The organism is Novosphingobium sp. BL-A-41-Hi4A-0G, assembly GCF_055521735.1.
In genome coordinates, this window is the sequence record NZ_CM145501.1 from 3,392,695 (window position 1) to 3,409,796 (window position 17,102).

Annotated in this window: 17 protein-coding genes; 8 read left to right on the forward strand and 9 right to left on the reverse strand. The window is 65.3% G+C overall.

The window, feature by feature from the left end; all coding sequences use genetic code 11:
* Window positions 1-109 precede the first annotated feature (109 nt).
* The 5 genes from folD to ACZ1JX_RS16475 all read right to left on the reverse strand — a co-directional run bounded on the left by folD (window position 110) and on the right by ACZ1JX_RS16475 (window position 3,733).
* Entirely contained in the window at window positions 110-1,003 is an 894-nt protein-coding gene (gene folD / locus ACZ1JX_RS16455) for a bifunctional methylenetetrahydrofolate dehydrogenase/methenyltetrahydrofolate cyclohydrolase FolD (RefSeq protein ID WP_465124561.1), read from the reverse strand.
* A 31-nt stretch (window positions 1,004-1,034) separates the two neighbouring features.
* Window positions 1,035-1,334 carry a YggT family protein gene (locus ACZ1JX_RS16460; RefSeq protein ID WP_196276059.1) on the reverse strand — a complete coding sequence of 100 codons (300 nt, stop codon included), beginning with the start codon at window positions 1,332-1,334 and terminating at the stop codon, window positions 1,035-1,037.
* A gap of 177 nt (window positions 1,335-1,511) precedes the next feature.
* A complete protein-coding gene (locus ACZ1JX_RS16465) occupies window positions 1,512-2,021 on the reverse strand; it encodes a hypothetical protein (protein WP_465124562.1) in 510 nt (169 codons plus the stop codon).
* 61 nt (window positions 2,022-2,082) lie between these two features.
* Window positions 2,083-2,991: an acetylglutamate kinase gene (gene argB / locus ACZ1JX_RS16470; RefSeq protein WP_465124563.1), complete on the reverse strand. Its 909-nt coding sequence runs from the start codon at window positions 2,989-2,991 to the stop codon at window positions 2,083-2,085.
* 76 nt (window positions 2,992-3,067) lie between these two features.
* Entirely contained in the window at window positions 3,068-3,733 is a 666-nt protein-coding gene (locus ACZ1JX_RS16475) for a queuosine precursor transporter (protein WP_465124564.1), read from the reverse strand.
* Window positions 3,734-3,818: 85 nt separating this feature from the next.
* On the opposite strand from ACZ1JX_RS16475, the gene ACZ1JX_RS16480 reads away from it, so the two are divergent.
* A complete protein-coding gene (locus ACZ1JX_RS16480) occupies window positions 3,819-5,075 on the forward strand; it encodes a NupC/NupG family nucleoside CNT transporter (RefSeq protein ID WP_465124566.1) in 1,257 nt (418 codons plus the stop codon).
* A 118-nt stretch (window positions 5,076-5,193) separates the two neighbouring features.
* On the opposite strand, the gene ACZ1JX_RS16485 is transcribed toward ACZ1JX_RS16480, so the two are convergent.
* The gene (locus ACZ1JX_RS16485) at window positions 5,194-5,808 is read right to left on the reverse strand and encodes a 5'-methylthioadenosine/S-adenosylhomocysteine nucleosidase (protein WP_465124567.1); all 615 of its coding nucleotides are present in this window, start codon (window positions 5,806-5,808) and stop codon (window positions 5,194-5,196) included.
* Window positions 5,801-8,377 carry a DNA mismatch repair protein MutS gene (gene mutS, locus ACZ1JX_RS16490; protein ID WP_465124568.1) on the reverse strand — a complete coding sequence of 859 codons (2,577 nt, stop codon included), beginning with the start codon at window positions 8,375-8,377 and terminating at the stop codon, window positions 5,801-5,803. Before mutS ends, ACZ1JX_RS16485 begins: the two co-directional genes overlap by 8 nt.
* Window positions 8,378-8,532: 155 nt before the next feature.
* Between mutS and ACZ1JX_RS16495 the strand changes: the two genes are divergently transcribed.
* Together ACZ1JX_RS16495 and ACZ1JX_RS16500 are read left to right on the forward strand one after the other, a co-directional pair.
* Window positions 8,533-10,191 carry a hypothetical protein gene (locus ACZ1JX_RS16495; protein WP_465124569.1) on the forward strand — a complete coding sequence of 553 codons (1,659 nt, stop codon included), beginning with the start codon at window positions 8,533-8,535 and terminating at the stop codon, window positions 10,189-10,191.
* 160 nt (window positions 10,192-10,351) lie between these two features.
* A complete protein-coding gene (locus ACZ1JX_RS16500) occupies window positions 10,352-12,616 on the forward strand; it encodes an NADP-dependent malic enzyme (protein ID WP_465124570.1) in 2,265 nt (754 codons plus the stop codon).
* A 142-nt stretch (window positions 12,617-12,758) separates the two neighbouring features.
* On the opposite strand, the gene thiS is transcribed toward ACZ1JX_RS16500, so the two are convergent.
* Both thiS and ACZ1JX_RS16510 read right to left on the reverse strand, forming a co-directional pair.
* Window positions 12,759-13,754, reverse strand: coding sequence for a sulfur carrier protein ThiS (gene thiS, locus ACZ1JX_RS16505; RefSeq protein WP_465124571.1), 996 nt, complete (start codon window positions 13,752-13,754; stop codon window positions 12,759-12,761).
* Window positions 13,755-13,797: 43 nt separating this feature from the next.
* Entirely contained in the window at window positions 13,798-14,169 is a 372-nt protein-coding gene (locus tag ACZ1JX_RS16510) for a MerC domain-containing protein (protein WP_465124572.1), read from the reverse strand.
* A 129-nt stretch (window positions 14,170-14,298) separates the two neighbouring features.
* On the opposite strand from ACZ1JX_RS16510, the gene ACZ1JX_RS16515 reads away from it, so the two are divergent.
* The 5 genes from ACZ1JX_RS16515 (at window position 14,299) to rplM (ending at window position 17,100) form a co-directional block, all read left to right on the forward strand.
* Entirely contained in the window at window positions 14,299-15,363 is a 1,065-nt protein-coding gene (locus ACZ1JX_RS16515; RefSeq protein WP_465124574.1) for a COX15/CtaA family protein, read from the forward strand.
* Window positions 15,360-15,701, forward strand: coding sequence for a divalent-cation tolerance protein CutA (gene cutA / locus ACZ1JX_RS16520; RefSeq protein ID WP_465124575.1), 342 nt, complete (start codon window positions 15,360-15,362; stop codon window positions 15,699-15,701). Before ACZ1JX_RS16515 ends, cutA begins: the two co-directional genes overlap by 4 nt.
* 93 nt (window positions 15,702-15,794) lie before the next feature.
* Entirely contained in the window at window positions 15,795-16,109 is a 315-nt protein-coding gene (locus ACZ1JX_RS16525) for a hypothetical protein (protein WP_465124576.1), read from the forward strand.
* Window positions 16,110-16,160: 51 nt separating this feature from the next.
* Window positions 16,161-16,463: a HigA family addiction module antitoxin gene (locus tag ACZ1JX_RS16530; RefSeq protein ID WP_465124577.1), complete on the forward strand. Its 303-nt coding sequence runs from the start codon at window positions 16,161-16,163 to the stop codon at window positions 16,461-16,463.
* Between the two features lie 157 nt (window positions 16,464-16,620).
* A complete protein-coding gene (gene rplM / locus ACZ1JX_RS16535; RefSeq protein ID WP_011446923.1) occupies window positions 16,621-17,100 on the forward strand; it encodes a 50S ribosomal protein L13 in 480 nt (159 codons plus the stop codon).
* Window positions 17,101-17,102 lie beyond the last annotated feature (2 nt).

A 17,102-nucleotide genomic window follows, 5' to 3' on the forward strand; every position in this document is an offset into this window, starting at 1 on the left:
CGCTCATCCTTAGCTTGTCGAAGGGGGGAGGGGAGAACAAGCACGGCGCTATCACTCCCCTCCCGCAAGCGGGAGGGGTCGGGGGTGGGCAGGTCCCAGAACTGACGCTTCAGACAGCGTCCGCCGCCAGCTCCAGCCCTTCATTGCGATAGGCCGCAACCAGCGCATTGCGCAGCAGCACCGCAATCGTCATCGGGCCGACACCACCGGGCACCGGCGTGATCGCCGAGGCGACGGCGGCAGCGGAAGCATAGTCCACGTCGCCCACCAGCTTCGTCTTGCCTTCAGCCGCCCCGGGCACGCGGTTGATGCCCACGTCGATCACCGTGGCACCGGGCTTGATCCAGTCGCCCTTGACCATCTCGGGACGGCCCACGGCGGCAACCACGATGTCGGCGCGGCGCACCACTGCTGGCAGGTCCTTGGTGCGGCTGTGCGCCACGGTCACGGTGCAGCTTTCCGCGATCAGCAATTGCGCCATCGGCTTGCCGACGATGTTGGAGCGGCCGATGACAACGGCATCGAGGCCCGAGAGGTCGCCCAGCTTGTCCTTGAGCAGCATCAGGCAGCCCAGCGGCGTGCAGGGCACGAAGCCCGGCTGGCCCACGGCTAGGCGGCCCGCGTTGGTCACGTGGAAGCCGTCGACGTCCTTGTCGGGATTGATCGCGGCGATGACCTTCTGCTCGTCGATGTGCTTCGGGAGTGGCAGCTGCACGAGGATGCCGTCGACTGCAGGATCGGCGTTCAACTGCTCGACCATCGCCAACAGATCGGCCTCGGATGTTTCGGCGTGCAGCTTGTGCTCGAAGCTGTTCATGCCCGCTTCCAGCGTGCTCTTGCCCTTGGAGCGGACATAGACCTGGCTCGCCGGGTCCTCGCCCACCAGCACCACGGCAAGGCCCGCCTTGCGCCCGGCCTTGGCCTCGAACGCGGTGGCAAGCTCGCCCACGCGGGCGCGCAGGGTGGCGGCAAAGGCCTTTCCGTCGATTACGGCAGCAGTCATCGGGTCATCCGTCCGGAGTTTGCTAGGGGCCTCAGACCGCCGTGGCGAGCGAGGCGAAGAAGAACAGCACCTGCACCAGAATGCGCAGGCCGAAGATCAGGATCATCGGCGAAAAGTCGATCCCGCCGGTGTTGGGCATCACCCGGCGGATCGGGTTGAGCATCGGGTCAAGGATCGCGCCAAGCGCGGTCCAGACGGCGGCCACGGCCTTGTTGTGCAGGTTCACCACGTTGAACGCGATCAGCAGGCTCAGCACGAACTGTACGATCACCACCATGACGACGATGTCGATGAGCTGGGAAAAGACCGAAATCAGTGTGTACAGCAGCATTGGCGCATTTCCCTTGTCGGCACGGATGAGGCTGCCTTGCGGCAAGCCCAAGCTCCTAGCCGACCCTCTCCCCGAGCGACAAGTGCCCGTTCACCAGCGCAATGCGCCGGAGTGCGGCAGTCTGTATGCAGCACTTACCAATTTGGCAAGCAGGCGAAGGGACGGACAGCCGTCCGATCACGGCTCCAGCGTGGTGCTTTCCACGTGCCAGCGCAGCTGCTCGGAAGTGGCGCCGGGAACGTCGTTCACCCGCCGCAGCACGACTTCGCCCGCGATGGTCCGGTCGCCATCGATAACGACCACCGGGGCGGTGTAATAGATCGAGCCTGCAGCGCCTTCCTGCTGTCCCTGCCCGACCGTGACGGTGGGCGCTTTCAGCTTGCTCCAGTTCGCGGAAAAGGCCGCCTCGTCCATGCCGCTGCGCGTGCCGTGCTCGCCCCAGAATGCGCGCAAGGCCCGCCAGTCGCGCGCCTCGATGGCGGCAGCAAAGGCGTCGAGCACTTCTTCGGGCCGCCGGGAAAGTGATGGCTGGGGTGTCTTGTCCGCGAGCGGCGGCTGACTGGCCGGAGCGGAAGAAGCCTCAGGCTCGCTGCCGGAGGGCGCAGGCGTTGCCGGGCCTCTCTGGCACCCGCCAAGATGAAAGACGAGCGCCGAGGCGGCTGCGAAAACAAGAGCGGTACGGGTCATCCTGCCCTGACGCTTCGCAGCGCGCAGGGTTCCGGTGTTAATCGGAACTTCAGGCAGCCGGTCAGGCGCGGATCAGCGTGCCCGCCCCGCGCGCGGTGAAGATTTCCAGCAGCATCGCATGGGGCACGCGGCCGTCGAGCACGACCGTCGCCTCGCAGCCCGCTTCCACCGCGTGGACGCAGGTTTCGAGCTTGGGGATCATCCCGCCGCTGATCGTGCCATCCTCGGCCAGCCGCGCGATGTCGGCGGGGCGCAGGTCGGTCAGCAGGTTCTTGTCCTTGTCGAGCACGCCGGGAACGTCGGTCAGCAGGAACAGGCGCGAGGCACCAAGCGCTGCGGCAATGGCACCCGCCATGGTGTCGGCATTGATGTTGTAGGTCTCGCCATCCGGGCCCACGCCGATCGGCGCGATCACCGGGATCATGCCGGCGTTGACGATGGTGTCGATCACGGTGGTGTCGATCCGGTCGGGCTCACCAACGAAGCCGAGGTCGACCACGATCGGATCGCCATCCTCGCCCTCGATCGCCTTGGGGGCCTTCTTGGCCTGGACCTTGCGGGCCAGGACCATGCCGCCGTCCTTGCCGGAGATTCCGATGGCCTTGCCGCCTGCGCGGGCGATCCAGCTGACCAGTTCCTTGTTGATCGCGCCCGCCAGCACCATTTCGGCAACGTCCGCGGTCTGCTTGTCGGTCACGCGCAGGCCGTCGACGAACTGCGATTCGATGCCCAGGGCCTTCAGCATCCGCCCGATCTGCGGGCCGCCGCCGTGCACGACCACCGGATTGATGCCCACGGCCTTGAGCAGCACGATGTCCTCGGCAAAGTCCTGCGCGAGTTCGGGATCGCCCATGGCGTGGCCGCCGTACTTCACCACGAAGGTCTTGCCGGCATAGCGCTGGAGATAGGGCAGCGCCTCGGTCAGGGTCTGTGCCTTGGCAAGCATCGCGGGGTCGTGGTTCTGGCTCATGCGCGGGCCCTTACGCGCAAAGCGTGCGGAATCCAATATTGGCGTTGCTTGAGCTGCGGCAGCTTATGCTGTCCAATCAGGATGGCCGGTCCAGCCACCTGCCGAGCTGCACGAAGACCCAGATCAGCGGCGGGACCATGATCGTGGACAGCACCAGCTTGGAAATGATCTGCCCTTCCATGATCGAAAGCAGCGGCAGGTCCTGCCCGTAGAACGAGATCGTGATGAACAGCACGGTGTCGACCACCTGGCTGAGCATCGAGGCGAGCCACGCGCGCAGCATCAGCAACCGCCCGCGCCCACCCGCAATGCGCGAGAACAGGAAGACGTTGAGCGTCTGCGACGTGCCGTAGGAAATGAGGCCCGCAAACTGCATCCGCGCGCCCTGGCCGAGCAGGCGGGCAAAGGCGTCCTGGTCACCCCAGAACGGTGCGGGTGGCACCACGTTGATCACCGTCGTCAGCAGGATCATCGAGACGATCAGCGGCACGAAGCCAAAGCGGACAAGGCGGTTGGCGGTGTCCTGTCCGAACAGTTCGGCCACCGCGCTTGCCATCACCACCAGCAGCAGGAACGCGAAGATCCCGGATTCCACCGCCAGATCGCCCAGCACCGGCCAGTGCCCCAGTGACGCCAGCTTCACTCCCAGCACGCCTGCAAGCACGCACATCCCGCCATAGAGCAGCGAGACGGCGAACAGCGAACGGGGGATAGCGGGTGCGGAAGCGGCGTTATCGTGCATCCAAGGCCGATAGCGCGCTTTTCAGCTTGCGCCAATTCGCTATTAGGTTCGGCTGAAACCAGAATTGCGGAGCAAGCCCTTCCCGATGCGTGTCGCTTCAAGTCTTCTCGGGATGGTGCTCATCCTTGCCCTCGCTTTCCTGCTCTCGTCCAACCGCCGTGCGATCCGCCTGCGCGTCGTGGCCGCCGCCTTTGCGCTTCAGGCAGGCTTTGCCGCGCTGGTGCTCTACGTGCCGCTCGGCAACCGCATGCTGCAGGGCGCGGCAGGCGGGGTGGAGAGCCTGCTCGGCTTTGCCCGCGCGGGCGTCGCTTTCCTGTTCGGCCCGCTGGCTGATCCTGCCATCGGCGGCACCAGCTTTGCCATCTCGGCCCTGCCGGTGATCGTGTTCTTCGCTGCGCTGATCTCGATCCTCTATTACGTTGGCGTAATGCAGCTGGTCATCCGCTGGATCGGCGGCGCGCTCGAGAAAGTGACTGGCATCAGCAAGGTCGAATCGCTGTGCGCGGCGAGCAACATCTTTGTGGGGCAAAGCGAATCGCCGCTGGTGATCCGGCCCTACCTTGCCGCGCTCAATCCCAGCCAGCTGTTCACCGTGATGACCGTGGGCATGGCGGGCGTGGCGGGCACGATCCTTGCCGCCTATGCCAGCATGGGCATCCGCATCGATTATCTCGTCGCCGCAGCCTTCATGTCGGCACCGGGCGGCATCCTCATGGCCAAGCTTATCATGCCCGACGAGCCGCCGGTCCCTGCCGAAATGGCCGACGAAGCCCTGCCCAACCCCCACGTGAAGCCAAGCCTCGCCTCCGACGAGGAAGAGCGTCCCGCCAACATCATCATGGCCGCGAGCCAGGGTGCGCAGACCGGCGTGAAGCTCGCCGTCGCGGTTGGCGCGATGGTGCTGGCCTTCGTGGCGCTGGTTGCGCTCGCCAACGGCATCCTCGGCTGGATCGGCGGCTGGTTCGGCTCGCCCGAACTCTCGTTCCAGATGGTGCTGGGCTATGTCTTCGCGCCGGTGTTCTACCTTCTGGGCGCCGATGGCTGGGCCGAGGCGATGCAGGCGGGCGGACTGTTCGGCTCGAAGATCGTGCTCAACGAATTCGTCGCCTTCATCGAACTGGGCAAGGACACCGCGCTGTCGGCCCACACCGTCGCCATCGTCACTTTCGCGCTGTGCGGCTTTGCCAACTTCAGCTCGATCGCGATCCAGATGGCGGTCACCGGCGGCCTCGCCCCCAACCAGCGCCCGGTCATCGCCAAGCTCGGCCTGCGTGCGCTGGTGGCAGGGGCCCTGAGCAACCTGATGAGCGCTGCGCTGGCGGGGTTGTTCCTCAGCCTTTGAGCCCTACTTCACCCACGACATCGTCGGCCCGGACTTGATCCGGGCCAAGGCTTGTTCTTCATCGCGCGCCTGAAAAAGCCCAACCCCGGGTCAAGCCCGGGGCGACGATGGGGTGAGGTCAGGCGAAGTGTTCTGCCAGCAGGTCCACCGCTTTGGCCAATTCCCCATCGAGATAGCCCAGCAGCTTGTGCCAATCGTGCGCACCCGCAAGTTCGCCGGGGCCATCCGACACGCCGCGCAGGCCGATGAGCGGTATGCCAAACATCCGGGCGGCGCGGGCGACGGCGTAAGTTTCCATGTCGACCATGTCGGCGCTGATGCGGTCCCAACCTGCACCGCTGACTACGTCGCCGCCGCTTGATAGCGTAGCAACAGGCAGGTCCAGCGGAGTTTCCAGCGGCAGGTCCTTCGGCTCGTCGAGATAGGGTACGACGCCCGGTTCGATGCCAAGCGGCGAGGCGTCCATGTCGCGCCACGATACGCTGCTGATCTGGTGGATCGATCCCAGCGCACAGCGTCGCGATCCGGCCGAGCCGAGGCAGACGATCAGGTCGGGCAGGGTGCCTCCAGCCTCCAGCCGCGCCAGCGTGATGCCCACATGCAGCGCAGCCTCGACCGGGCCGATGCCGGTGATCAGCGGCACGAAGCGGGCGCGCAAGTTGGAGCCGTACTCCGGTTCTGCCGCCATTACGAAAAGCGCGCGCTTGGTGCCGAAGCTGGTCACTTCAACCATTCGCCTGCGCCTTCAGCTGATAGAGCAGGTCCAGCGCCTCGCGCGGGGAAAGCGCGTCGATGTCCAAACCGTTCAGCCGCTCGCGCAGGGCATCGACCTTTTCCTCGGCGGCTTCGATGGCGGCGGCGAAGAGGGGCAGGTCGTCAAGCCCTGCGGCAAGGCCTCCGGTTGCGGCGCGGCCTTTTTCCAGCTTTTCGAGCACGGACTTGGCGCGCTTGATCACCGGGGCCGGAACGCCTGCCAGCCGCGCCACGGCAAGGCCATAGGACTTGTCCGCCGGGCCTTCCGCCAGTTCGTGCAGCAGCACCAGATCGCCCTTCCATTCGCGCGCACGGACATGGTGGAGCGAGAGCGCCTCGCAGGTCTCGGCCAGCCGGGCGAGTTCGTGGTAGTGCGTGGCGAAGAGGCAGCGGCACTGGTTGATCGAATGGATCGCCTCGGCCACCGCCCATGCCAGCGACAGCCCGTCATAAGTCGACGTGCCGCGCCCCACCTCGTCGAGGATCACGAAGCTGCGCTCGGTCGCCTGAGACAGGATCGCCGCCGTCTCGACCATCTCGACCATGAAGGTTGACCGGCCCCGTGCCAGATTGTCCGACGCACCGACGCGGCTGAACAGGCGGTCGACCAGCCCGACCTTTGCGGCCTGCGCGGGCACGAAGCCGCCTGCCTGCGCCAGCAGCACGATCAGCGCATTCTGGCGCAGGAAGGTCGATTTACCGCCCATGTTCGGGCCGCCTACAAGCCACAGCCGGTCCTGCAGTCCGAGAGCGCAATCGTTGGCAACGAAGCGCTCGCCCCGCGCAGCAAGCGCCGCTTCCACCACCGGATGCCGCCCGCCGGTGATCTCGAGGCAAGGCTCGTCCACCACGCGCGGCAGGGCCCAGCCGCCTTCCGCCGCGCGTTCGGCCTGTCCTGCCGCAACGTCGATGCGGGCGAGCGCGGCGGCGGTGGCGGCAATCGCCTCCTTGGCGCGCACGGCATGGGCGACCAGTTCCTCGAAATGCGCTTCTTCCGCCGCCAGCGCATGGCCGCCGCTCTCGGCAATGCGGCTGGCTTCCTCGTGCAAGGCAAGTGCATTGAAGCGCACCGCGCCCGCCATGGTCTGGCGATGGGTGAAGCCGGTATCGGGGGCCATCAGCCGGTCGGCGTGCTTTGCCGGGACCTCGATGAAGTAGCCCAGCACGCCGTTGTGCCGGATCTTCAGCGCCGAAATGCCCGTCTCGTCGCGGTACTTGGCTTCCAGCGCAGCAATCGCGCGGCGGGCATTGCCCGATACGCGGCGCAACTCGTCGAGCGCGGCGTCATAGCCTTCTGCAATGTAGCCGCCCTGCGAGCGCTCGGTCGGCGGCGCGGGCACCAGCGCGCGGGCATAGAGATCGCACAGCGCGCCGTGGCCCGAGAGCGAGGGCAGGAGATCGACCATCGGGCCGGGCAGGTCGCTGCGGGTGCGCAGCATGTCATGCAGGCGGCGTGCTTCGGAAAGCCCGTCGCGCAACTGGCCGAGATCGCGCGGACTTCCGCGTCCGGCCACCACGCGCCCGAGCGCACGACCGACATCGGGCAGGGCGCGCAGCACGCCGCGAATGTCGCCGCGCAGCAGCGGATCGTCGTGCAGCCAGCTGACCAGTTCCAGCCGCCGGTTGATCGCGCGGGCATCGGTCAGCGGGGCGGATAGGTCGTCGGCCAGCAGGCGTGCGCCCGCGCCGGTCACGCAACGGTCGATCGCCTCCACCAGCGAGCCGCGCCTCGTACCGCCCGAACTGACGAGGATTTCAAGGCTGCTGCGAGTCGCCTCGTCCATCGCCATGTGCGTGCCTGCCTCGCGCGCGACAGGCGGGAGGAGCAGCGGCAGGCTTCCTCGCCCGACATGGTCGAGATATGAGAGCAGGCCGCCCGCCGCCGCCAGCATGGCGCGGGTGAACTGGCCGAAGCCGTCGAGCGTGGAAACTCCGTGCACGGCCTTGAGCCGCACTTCGCCCTCATCGCTGCCGAACGAGCGATTCGGGCGCGGCACGCAATCGACCGGCGCTTCCTCCCACGATTCGGGCACAACCACTTCGCTTGCGCCAAGCCGCGCCAGCGCCGCGCCCATGTACTCGGGCGTGCACTCTTCCAGCTCCATCCGCCCGGTCGAAATGTCGCAGGCCGCAATGCCCACCACCCCACGCACTTCGCATACCGCCGCCAGCACATTGGCCCGGCGCGGTTCGAGCAGGGCCTCTTCGGTCAGCGTCCCCGCCGTCACGAAGCGCACGATGTCGCGCGCCACCAGTGCCTTGGAACCCCCGCGCTTCTTCGCTTCCTCGGGCGTTTCGACCTGTTCGGCGATGGCCACGCGGCATCCGGCCTTGATCAGGCGGGCAAGGTAGCCTTCCGCCGAATGGACCGGCACCCCGCACATCGGGATCGGCGCGCCACCATGCTCGCCCCGGCTGGTCAGCGCGATGTCGAGCACTTGCGCGGCGATCTTGGCGTCGTCGAAGAACAGCTCGAAGAAGTCGCCCATGCGATAGAACAGCAGGCAATCGCCAGCCTGCTGTTTAAGCGCAAGATATTGCGCCATCATCGGAGTTGGGGCATTAGGGGTCACGCGCACGTGGCTAGACGAGCGCGACGTGTTTCTCAAACCATCGACATCGGATATCCGCAACTCCTGCGTCATCTTGCCCAAGGGCAGGCTAGCAGCGAGACGGTTCCGGTCTTGTGGGGGGTATTTAAGGTTTGACGCAAGTCCGCGACAAGGATGGGCTGCCCGCCTGGCTCAATGGTCTCAAGACCGTGTGGGCCCGCGCCGGAGCGCTGCCGTGGCTCTCGGGCCCCGGCATCCTCATCGCCGTGCTGCTGGTCTGCCTGCCCTTCGCGCTTGTCGAAGTGCCGCCGCTGATCGACGTGCCGGGCCACATGGGCGCCGCCGCGATCGAGGCGGCAGGCCCCGGCAATCCGCTCGAAAAGTACTTCACTTGGAAGTGGGTGTTCACGCTGAACATCGGCGGCGGCGTGCTGATGAAGGTGCTCGGCGCCCAGTTCGGCATCCTTGCCGCCGGGTGGTGGAGCACGGTGCTGGCAACCGGCCTGTTTGCGGGCGGCTGCCTGTGGACCATCCGCATGCTCAACCCCAGGGGCGGGCACGCGGCAGCATGGTCGCTGATGTTCGTGTTCAGCTTTCCGCTGCTCACCGGCTTTCTGAACTACATCCTCGCCACCGGTCTTTCGCTGACCGCGTTCGGCGCCTCGCTGTGGCTCGAACAGAAGAACCCCAAGGCCCGCGCCGCCATGCTGATCGTGGCGCAGCCGGTTGCGATGCTGTGCCACGCGATTGGCGGGCTGCTGCTCGCGCTGCTGGTCGGCGCACACGCCCTTGGTCGCGCGATGGACGAACTGCCCGCAGGCTGGCGCTGGCGTGACCTGACCAACCGCCAGTGGCTCGCCACGCTCGATTGGAAGGCCATTGGCCTGCGCCTGTGGCAGGCGTGCTGGCCGCTGCTCGCCACCGTCGTCACGATCCTGCTGTGGAAGGCGTTCTCGCCCCCGGTCAAGTCGATGAACGTGTGGCGCTGGGACCAGAAGGCGTGGTCCTTCGTGCTCACGCTGCGCGATCAGTCCAAGCTGCTCGATTTCGGCACCTCGATCATCGCCGGGTTGCTGGTGCTGGCAGGGCCGTTGCTCGGTGCGAAGTGGCGCTGGGGGCAGGGCCTGCCTGCGCTCACCGTGTTCCTGCTGTTCCTCGCCATCCCCAGCGACATCAACGGCTCCTCCTTCGTCGATATCCGCATCCTGCCGGTTGCCGCCATGCTCGGCCTCGGCCTGCAGGACTGGAGCGGTGCGCGCCGTCCCGCATGGGCCAAGGCAGTCGCCTATGTCGGCATGGCGCTGCTCGCGGTGCGCCTTACCGTCACGGCGTGGAGCTTCAACGGCTATGCCGAGGACTACAACAAGCAGCTTTCGGCGCTGACCCATGTCGAACCCGGCAGCCGCGTGCTCGCCTTTGTCGAGCATTCCTGCCTCGATGAATCCTGGCGCAACACCCGCCGCGATCACCTCGCCAGCCTTGCCAGCCTTTACCGGCAGGCCTGGGTGAACGACAACTGGGCGGTCCCGGGCCTGCACATGGTGGTCCCGCGCTTCCGTCCCGGCCGCAACTTCACTGCCGATCCTTCCGAGTTCGTCTGGTCGCGCCGTTGTGCCGGCGGCTGGCGGCGCACGGTCGACAGCGCGCTCAAGTTCGCGCCGATCGAACGCGTCGACTATGTCTGGCTGATCGATACCGGCCTGCCGCACCGCGCCGATCCGCGCCTGCAGCTGGTCTGGCAGGAAGGCCGCAGCCTGCTGTTCAAGGTGCGCCCGCTCGGCATTCCGACGTGGAAGCCCAAGGACTTCTGAACGCGCAGCCCCAGCTTGCTTCGGATCGTCCGCCTTCCGTAGTCCGCATTCGGTTTGTTCGATAGTATTGCATCATATTTGCAGCGTTTGCGCGCCTTGACGTAACGTCCAAGGTCGGACACTGCCGACACAACAAGTCCGGCCAGATACGGGGGGAACCATGTCCGAGGAAAGCAACGTCCGCTTCACCGAACGCGAGGCGCTTTTCTACCACAACACGATCCGCCCCGGTAAGATCGAGATCATCGCGTCCAAGCCCATGGCGACGCAGCGCGATCTCAGCCTCGCCTATTCGCCCGGCGTTGCGGTTCCGGTCCGCGCCATCGCCGACGATCCCGCCACGGCTTATGATTACACCGCCAAGGGCAACCTCGTTGCGGTGATCTCGAACGGCACCGCGATCCTCGGCCTCGGCAATCTCGGTGCGCTGGCGTCCAAGCCGGTGATGGAAGGCAAGGCCGTTCTGTTCAAGCGCTTCGCCGACGTCGATTCGATCGACATCGAACTCGACACCGAAGACGCCGACAAGTTCATCGAAGCCGTGGCCCTGATGGAGCCGAGCTTCGGCGGGATCAACCTTGAGGACATCAAGGCGCCCGAATGCTTCATCATCGAGCAGGCGCTGAAAGAGCGTCTCAAGATTCCGATCATGCACGATGACCAGCATGGCACCGCGATCATCTCGGCAGCGGGTCTGCTCAATGCCTGCCATCTGACCGGGCGCAAGCTCAATGAGGTCAAGGTCGTGGTCAACGGCGCGGGCGCAGCCGCCATCGCCTGTACCGCGCTGATCAAGGCCATGGGCGTGCGCCACGACAACGTGATCATGTGCGATCGTTCGGGCGTGATCTTTCGCGGTCGCGAAGGCGGTATGGACCAGTGGAAGAGCGCGCATGCGGTCGACACCACTGCGCGCAGCCTCGAAGACGCACTGGTCGGTGCCGACATCTTCCTCGGCCTTTCGGCCAAGGGCGCCTTGAAGCCTGAATGGATGGCGAAGATGGCCCCGCAGCCGATCATCTTCGCCATGGCCAACCCGGACCCGGAAATCACCCCGCCCGATGCCAAGGCAATCCGCCCGGACTGCATCGTCGCCACGGGCCGTTCGGACTATCCGAACCAGGTCAACAACGTGCTCGGCTTCCCGTTTATCTTCCGTGGCGCGCTCGACGTGCGCGCCACGGCGATCAACGAGGAAATGAAGATCGCCGCAGCCGAAGCCATCGCCCAGCTTGCGCGCGAACCCGTCCCCGAGGAAGTGGCCGCCGCTTACGGCATCAACCACACCTTCGGTCTCGACTACATCATCCCGGCGCCGTTCGATCCGCGCCTGATGGAAGTCGTATCCTCTGCCGTCGCCAAGGCGGCGATGGATTCGGGCGTCGCCCAGAAGCCGATCGAGGACTTTGACGCCTACCGCACCAGCCTCAAGGCGCGTCTCAACCCGACGACTTCGGTGCTGACCAACGTCTTCGCCCAGGCCAAGGACAATCCCAAGCGCGTCGTCTTTGCCGAGGCCGAGAACGAGGTGGTGCTGCGCGCCGCGATCCAGTTCAAGGACTTCGGCTATGGCACCCCGGTGCTGGTCGGCCGCACCCAGCCGGTGCTCGACCTGCTGACAGAACTCGGCGTCAGCGATCCGTCATCGTACGAGATCCACAACTCCGCCGTCTCGCCGCTGGTGCCCGAGATGGTGACCTACCTCTATGAACGCCTCAAGCGCCGGGGCTACATGGAGCGCGACGTCAAGCGCATGGTCAACCAGGACCGTAACGTCTTCGCCTCGCTGCTCGTCGCACTGGGCCATGGCGATGCGCTGATCACCGGCATGACGCGCACTTTCGCGCAGTCGATGAAGGAAGTGCGCCGCGTGCTTGATCCCAAGCCCGGCCACCTGCCCTTCGGCATCCACCTGATGGTCGCCAAGAACTACACCGTGTTCCTTGCCGACACGACGGTGAACGAGCGTCCCTCGGCCGAGGACCTTGCCCAGATCGCACGCGAGACTGCCGCCGTCGCCCGCCGCATGGGCCACGAACCGCGCGTGGCGTTCCTGTCGTACTCGACCTTCGGCAATCCCTATGGTCGCTGGCTCGAATCGATCCGCGGTGCTGTGGCGATCCTCGATGCCGACAATCCCGGCTTCGAATACGAAGGCGAAATGGCGCCCGACGCAGCCTTGAACCCCAAGGTCATGGCAAACTATCCGTTCAGCCGCCTGTCGGGCCCGGCCAACGTGCTGATCATGCCCGGCCTGCAATCGGCCAACATCTCGGCCAAGCTGCTCCGCGAACTCGCGGGCAACGCCGTGATCGGCCCGATGCTGATCGGCATGGAAAAGCCCGTCCAGATCGCGCCGATGACCTCGCTCGCGCCCGATATCCTGACGCTGGCGGTTCTGGCGGCGGCGGGGGTTGTGGGGTAATGCCCACCCCCGACCCCTCCCGCTTGCGGGAGGGGGGTAAGAAGGTGGCGTTTGCACCCTCCCGCAGGCGGGAGGGTCGCGAGGCTTACTGAACGCAGTGAAGTTCGTCGCAGCGGGGTGGGCACCCCGCGCAACGCTTGCCTCAGATCAACCCCGCAAGCGGGCTCGACGGATCGGCATACCTGCGGCGCTGCATCCGCCCGGCAAGGTAGGCATCGCGCCCGGCCTGTACGGCAAGCTTCATCGCGCGGGCCATGCGGATCGGGTCCTTGGCTTCGGCGATGGCCGTGTTCATAAGCACCCCGTCGCAGCCCAGCTCCATCGCCACGGCCGCTTCCGATGCGGTGCCAACGCCCGCATCGACCAGCACCGGCACCTTGGCGCCTTCGACGATCAGCCGCACCGTCACCTGATTCTGGATGCCAAGGCCTGAGCCGATCGGCGCGCCCAGCGGCATGACTGCCACAGCGCCCGCATCCTCCAGCTGCTTGGCCGCAATCGGATCGTCGACGCAGTAGACCATCGGCAGGAAGCCTTCCTTCGCCAGTACTTCGGTCGCGCGGATCGTCTCGATCATGTTGGGATAGAGCGTGCGCGCTTCGCCCAGCACTTCGAGCTTCACCAGGTCCCAGCCACCCGCCTCGCGCGCCAGACGCAGCGTGCGGATCGCGTCCTCGGCGGTGAAGCAGCCTGCGGTGTTGGGCAGGTAGGTGATCTTCTTCGGATCGATATAATCGGTCAGCATCGGCGCCTTGGGGTCCGACACGTTGACCCGGCGCACCGCCACGGTGACGATCTCTGCGCCCGAGGCTTCGACGGCGGCGGCGTTCTGCTCGAAATCCTTGTACTTGCCGGTGCCGACAATCAGGCGCGAGCGGAAAGTGCGTCCGGCGACGGTCCACGTATCATCAGTTTCCGTCACGTCGCTCTGTCCTCCACCTACGAAATGCACGATCTCCAGCACGTCCCCCTCGGCAATCGCCACGTCGGCCAGCGTGGAGCGGGGCACGATCTCGCCATTGCGCTCGACCGCGACCTTGGTCGGCTCCAGTTCGAGGCTGCGCACCAGATCGGCAACCGATCCGGGCGCGGCGCGGCGGGGTTCGCCGTTGACGGTAAGGGATAACAGTGCAGTCATGCGGCCCGCTTTAGCGACGCGGGGGAAGGGTGCAAGTACGGCCTTAGTGAGAATGCCGCATGTTGATCACGTGCGCGGTTGCCACCAGCAGCACGCCGCATACCGTCAGCACCACTTCGGCATCGCCATGGCCCACAGCCACCGCGCCGCCCATCAGGGCGAGGCCGGTGCCGCCAATGGCCAGTGGCAGGAACCGCCCATGCCGCAGCGCGCCAATGCCGATGGTCGCCGCGCCGATCACCAGCGCGAAGGCAAGGCCCCAGCGGTGGATATCGGGATTCAGCAGCACGCCGCCGCCAAGGCCGAGCATCCCGACAAGGAAAATGCCGGCGACACAGTGAATCAGGCACAGCCCCGAAAGGAGCACGCCGATCCGGTCGAGCCGGGAACGCAAGGCAAGCAGGGCATCACTCATCGCTGGGTCATATATGTTATACTGTATCATCCGGCAAGGGCGCGCTGCAGATTCATTTGGAAGAGCCGCCATTCGCCTGTCCCACAATGCCTCTTGCGAATTGGCAAGTGCAGGAGCAGTGGCAGCCCCATGAGCACAAGCGTCACGCCCAAGCTGCGAAACGATGCCACCGCGCTCTCGCGCTGGCTGTTCATCGTCGCCTTCATGGTCCTCGCCATCGTCGTGGTTGGCGGCATCACCCGCCTCACCGAATCGGGCGTCTCGATCACCGAATGGAAGCCGGTCAGCGGCACGCTGCCGCCGATCACCGAGGCCCAGTGGCAAGCCGAATTCGACGCCTATCGCGCCACCCCGCAGTACCAGCTGGTCAATGGCCCGGCGGGGATGACGCTCTCCACCTACAAGTTCATCTTCTTCTGGGAGTGGGTCCACCGCCTGCTTGCCCGCACCATCGGCCTTGTCTTTGCTGCGCCGCTGGCATGGTTCTGGATCAAGGGCCGCATTCCGCAAGGGTACAAGCCGCGCCTGCTCGCGCTGCTGGCACTGGGTGCGCTGCAGGGTGCGGTTGGCTGGTGGATGGTCAAGTCCGGCATCGTCAACGACGTCAAGGTCAGCCACTTCCGCCTCGCCACGCACCTGCTGGTTGCGCTGTTCACGCTGGCCGGTCTGGTCTGGACCGCGCTTGACCTGATTGCGCTGGGCAAGGGCGAGGGGCGCTCTAAGCTCCACGGCCTTGGCCTTCTGGCCCTCGTCATGCTGGTGCTGCAACTGTTCTATGGCGCGCTGGTCGCTGGCTTGCGCGCGGGCACTTCGGCGGGCGGCGGCTGGTTCAACTGGGACGCCTGGCCGCTGATGCAGGGCAAGGTCTATCCCGATGGCGTCGATTGGGCGTTGGGCGCAGCCCACGCGCTGCTGTCCGACGTCTTCCTCGTCCACTTCGTCCACCGCTGGTGGGCATGGGCGGTCGTCGCCGTTCTGGTGCTTGTCGCCCGCCACCTTCGCAAGACGGACCGCAAGGCATCTTTCGTGCTGCATTCCGTGTTCGGCACGCAAGTCCTGCTCGGCATTCTCACCGTGTGGAGCGGCGTCGCCCTCTGGCTCGGCGTGCTGCACCAGCTGGTCGGCGCGCTGCTTGTGGCGACTACGGTGTGGTGCGCCCACATCCTCGGCCGCCCGAAACAAGGCGCGCAATGAGTGCCGCGCTGATCTGGTGCCCCTTCGGCGACGTTGAAAGCGCCGAGGCGGTAGCAGGCCAGCTGCTCGACGAACGCCTGATCGCCTGCGCCAACATCCTCCCCGCCATCCGCTCGCTCTATCGCTGGAACGGCGAGCGGGGCGAGGGCAGCGAAGTTGCCGTCCTGTTCAAGACCCGCGCCGATCTGCTGGACGCCGCCGTGGCGCGACTGGAGTCGCTGCACCCCTACGAGGCCCCTGCAATCTCAGGCTGGCGCTGCGATGCTGCGGGCGAGGCGACACTGGGCTGGCTGGAGGCGGATTGCGCTTCGATTGACAGATTTGAAGGCGGTTATTGAGCCGTCTTGCAAACACAATCTGGTCATCACTTTGGCGACAAGTTAGGATGGCCGAAACTCAGTTGTGGCTTCGGATGGAAGGAAAACGTGACTGTGCGAGTGCTTGTCGCCTCTTTCTTCACACTGGCTCTTTTGGGATGTCAAAATGAAAACCGCAATAATGCGAAAGCAAACGCGGCGTGGTCAAAATGCACCTTTGAACTGGACAAGATTGAGGCTCTTAGAGGTCGAAATCTAGACGATTTAGACAAGGGTGGATCGGTTGCTCGCAACCAGTTCCTGATGGACTGTCTTGCAGTTGAAGGGGCTGGTCCAACAGCGGATCAAATCTCTGAAATGTCTACGTATGCCGCGAATAAGGCGAAGAGAGGCCCCAACGATATGAGCCTCAATAGCGGCAAACGCTAATTTTCTTCCGCAGATGGGGTGCGCTCGTCGACATGGATATGGAGGACTATCATGGCGATTAAGATGCACCCGTCGCTGGCGGTCCATGTCGGTGACTGGCTGAAGACCGAGATCGTCGAGCCTGCCGGAGTCAGCGTGACGGCTCTGGCCGAGCACTTCGGCGTTTCGCGGCAGGCGCTGAGCACGCTTCTGAATGGCAATGGCAGCCTTTCAGCAGACATGGCTATCCGGTTCGAGAAGGCGTTCGGGATCAAGGCCGATACCTTGCTGCAGATGCAGACGGCTTACGAACTTGCTCAAGCACGTCTGCACGAAGGCGAAATCAAGGTTTCGAGGTTTGCAAAAGCTGCCTGACGCTTGGCTCTCCGGGTGGCGGTATTATTTTACCTCCCCGAAAACCCGCAGTTTGCTTGACTCTGGTGGGTATTTGCAACAAAGGCGCGCTTCCTTCGTCGTGAAGCAGCGGATTCCCGCCCGGATCGACGCACTGAAATCCAGGGAACCCGTAGCCATGAAGGCTCTCAGCAAGGTCACCCGGTCGATCAAGCCGGCCGAGGTGGAAAAGAAGTGGCATCTTATCGATGCCGAAGGTCTGGTGGTCGGCCGTCTCGCCGTCATCATCGCCAACCATCTGCGCGGCAAGCACAAGCCGAGCTTCACCCCGCACGTCGATTGCGGCGATCACGTTGTCGTGATCAACGCCGACAAGGTCCGTCTCACCGGCAACAAGCTGAAGAACAAGACCTACTACAAGCACACCGGTTATGCCGGCGGCATCAAGGAAGTCACCGCGGACAAGGTCCTCGGCGGCCGCTTCCCCGAGCGCGTGCTTGAAAAGGCGGTTGAGCGCATGATCCCGCGCGGTCCTCTCGGCCGTGCGCAGATGCGTGCCCTTCACCTCTATGCCGGTGCCGAGCACCCGCATGGCGGCACCCAGCCGGTGGCGCTCGACGTCGCCTCGATGAACCGCAAGAACAAGGTGGGTGCATAATC

Excerpts from the sequence above, each read along its gene's own strand:
- ACZ1JX_RS16500 (WP_465124570.1), top strand. The coding sequence starts at position 10,352 with ATGTCCGAGGAAAGCAACGTCCGCTTCACCGAACGCGAGGCGCTTTTC.
- ACZ1JX_RS16460 (WP_196276059.1), bottom strand. The coding sequence starts at position 1,334 with ATGCTGCTGTACACACTGATTTCGGTCTTTTCCCAGCTCATCGACATC.
- ACZ1JX_RS16475 (WP_465124564.1), bottom strand. The coding sequence starts at position 3,733 with ATGCACGATAACGCCGCTTCCGCACCCGCTATCCCCCGTTCGCTGTTC.
- argB (WP_465124563.1), bottom strand. The coding sequence starts at position 2,991 with ATGAGCCAGAACCACGACCCCGCGATGCTTGCCAAGGCACAGACCCTG.
- rplM (WP_011446923.1), top strand. The coding sequence starts at position 16,621 with ATGAAGGCTCTCAGCAAGGTCACCCGGTCGATCAAGCCGGCCGAGGTG.
- folD (WP_465124561.1), bottom strand. The coding sequence starts at position 1,003 with ATGACTGCTGCCGTAATCGACGGAAAGGCCTTTGCCGCCACCCTGCGC.
- ACZ1JX_RS16480 (WP_465124566.1), top strand. The coding sequence starts at position 3,819 with ATGCGTGTCGCTTCAAGTCTTCTCGGGATGGTGCTCATCCTTGCCCTC.
- ACZ1JX_RS16510 (WP_465124572.1), bottom strand. The coding sequence starts at position 14,169 with ATGAGTGATGCCCTGCTTGCCTTGCGTTCCCGGCTCGACCGGATCGGC.
- ACZ1JX_RS16465 (WP_465124562.1), bottom strand. The coding sequence starts at position 2,021 with ATGACCCGTACCGCTCTTGTTTTCGCAGCCGCCTCGGCGCTCGTCTTT.
- mutS (WP_465124568.1), bottom strand. The coding sequence starts at position 8,377 with ATGATGGCGCAATATCTTGCGCTTAAACAGCAGGCTGGCGATTGCCTG.
- ACZ1JX_RS16530 (WP_465124577.1), top strand. The coding sequence starts at position 16,161 with ATGGCGATTAAGATGCACCCGTCGCTGGCGGTCCATGTCGGTGACTGG.
- cutA (WP_465124575.1), top strand. The coding sequence starts at position 15,360 with ATGAGTGCCGCGCTGATCTGGTGCCCCTTCGGCGACGTTGAAAGCGCC.
- ACZ1JX_RS16485 (WP_465124567.1), bottom strand. The coding sequence starts at position 5,808 with ATGGTTGAAGTGACCAGCTTCGGCACCAAGCGCGCGCTTTTCGTAATG.
- ACZ1JX_RS16515 (WP_465124574.1), top strand. The coding sequence starts at position 14,299 with ATGAGCACAAGCGTCACGCCCAAGCTGCGAAACGATGCCACCGCGCTC.
- thiS (WP_465124571.1), bottom strand. The coding sequence starts at position 13,754 with ATGACTGCACTGTTATCCCTTACCGTCAACGGCGAACCCCGCCGCGCC.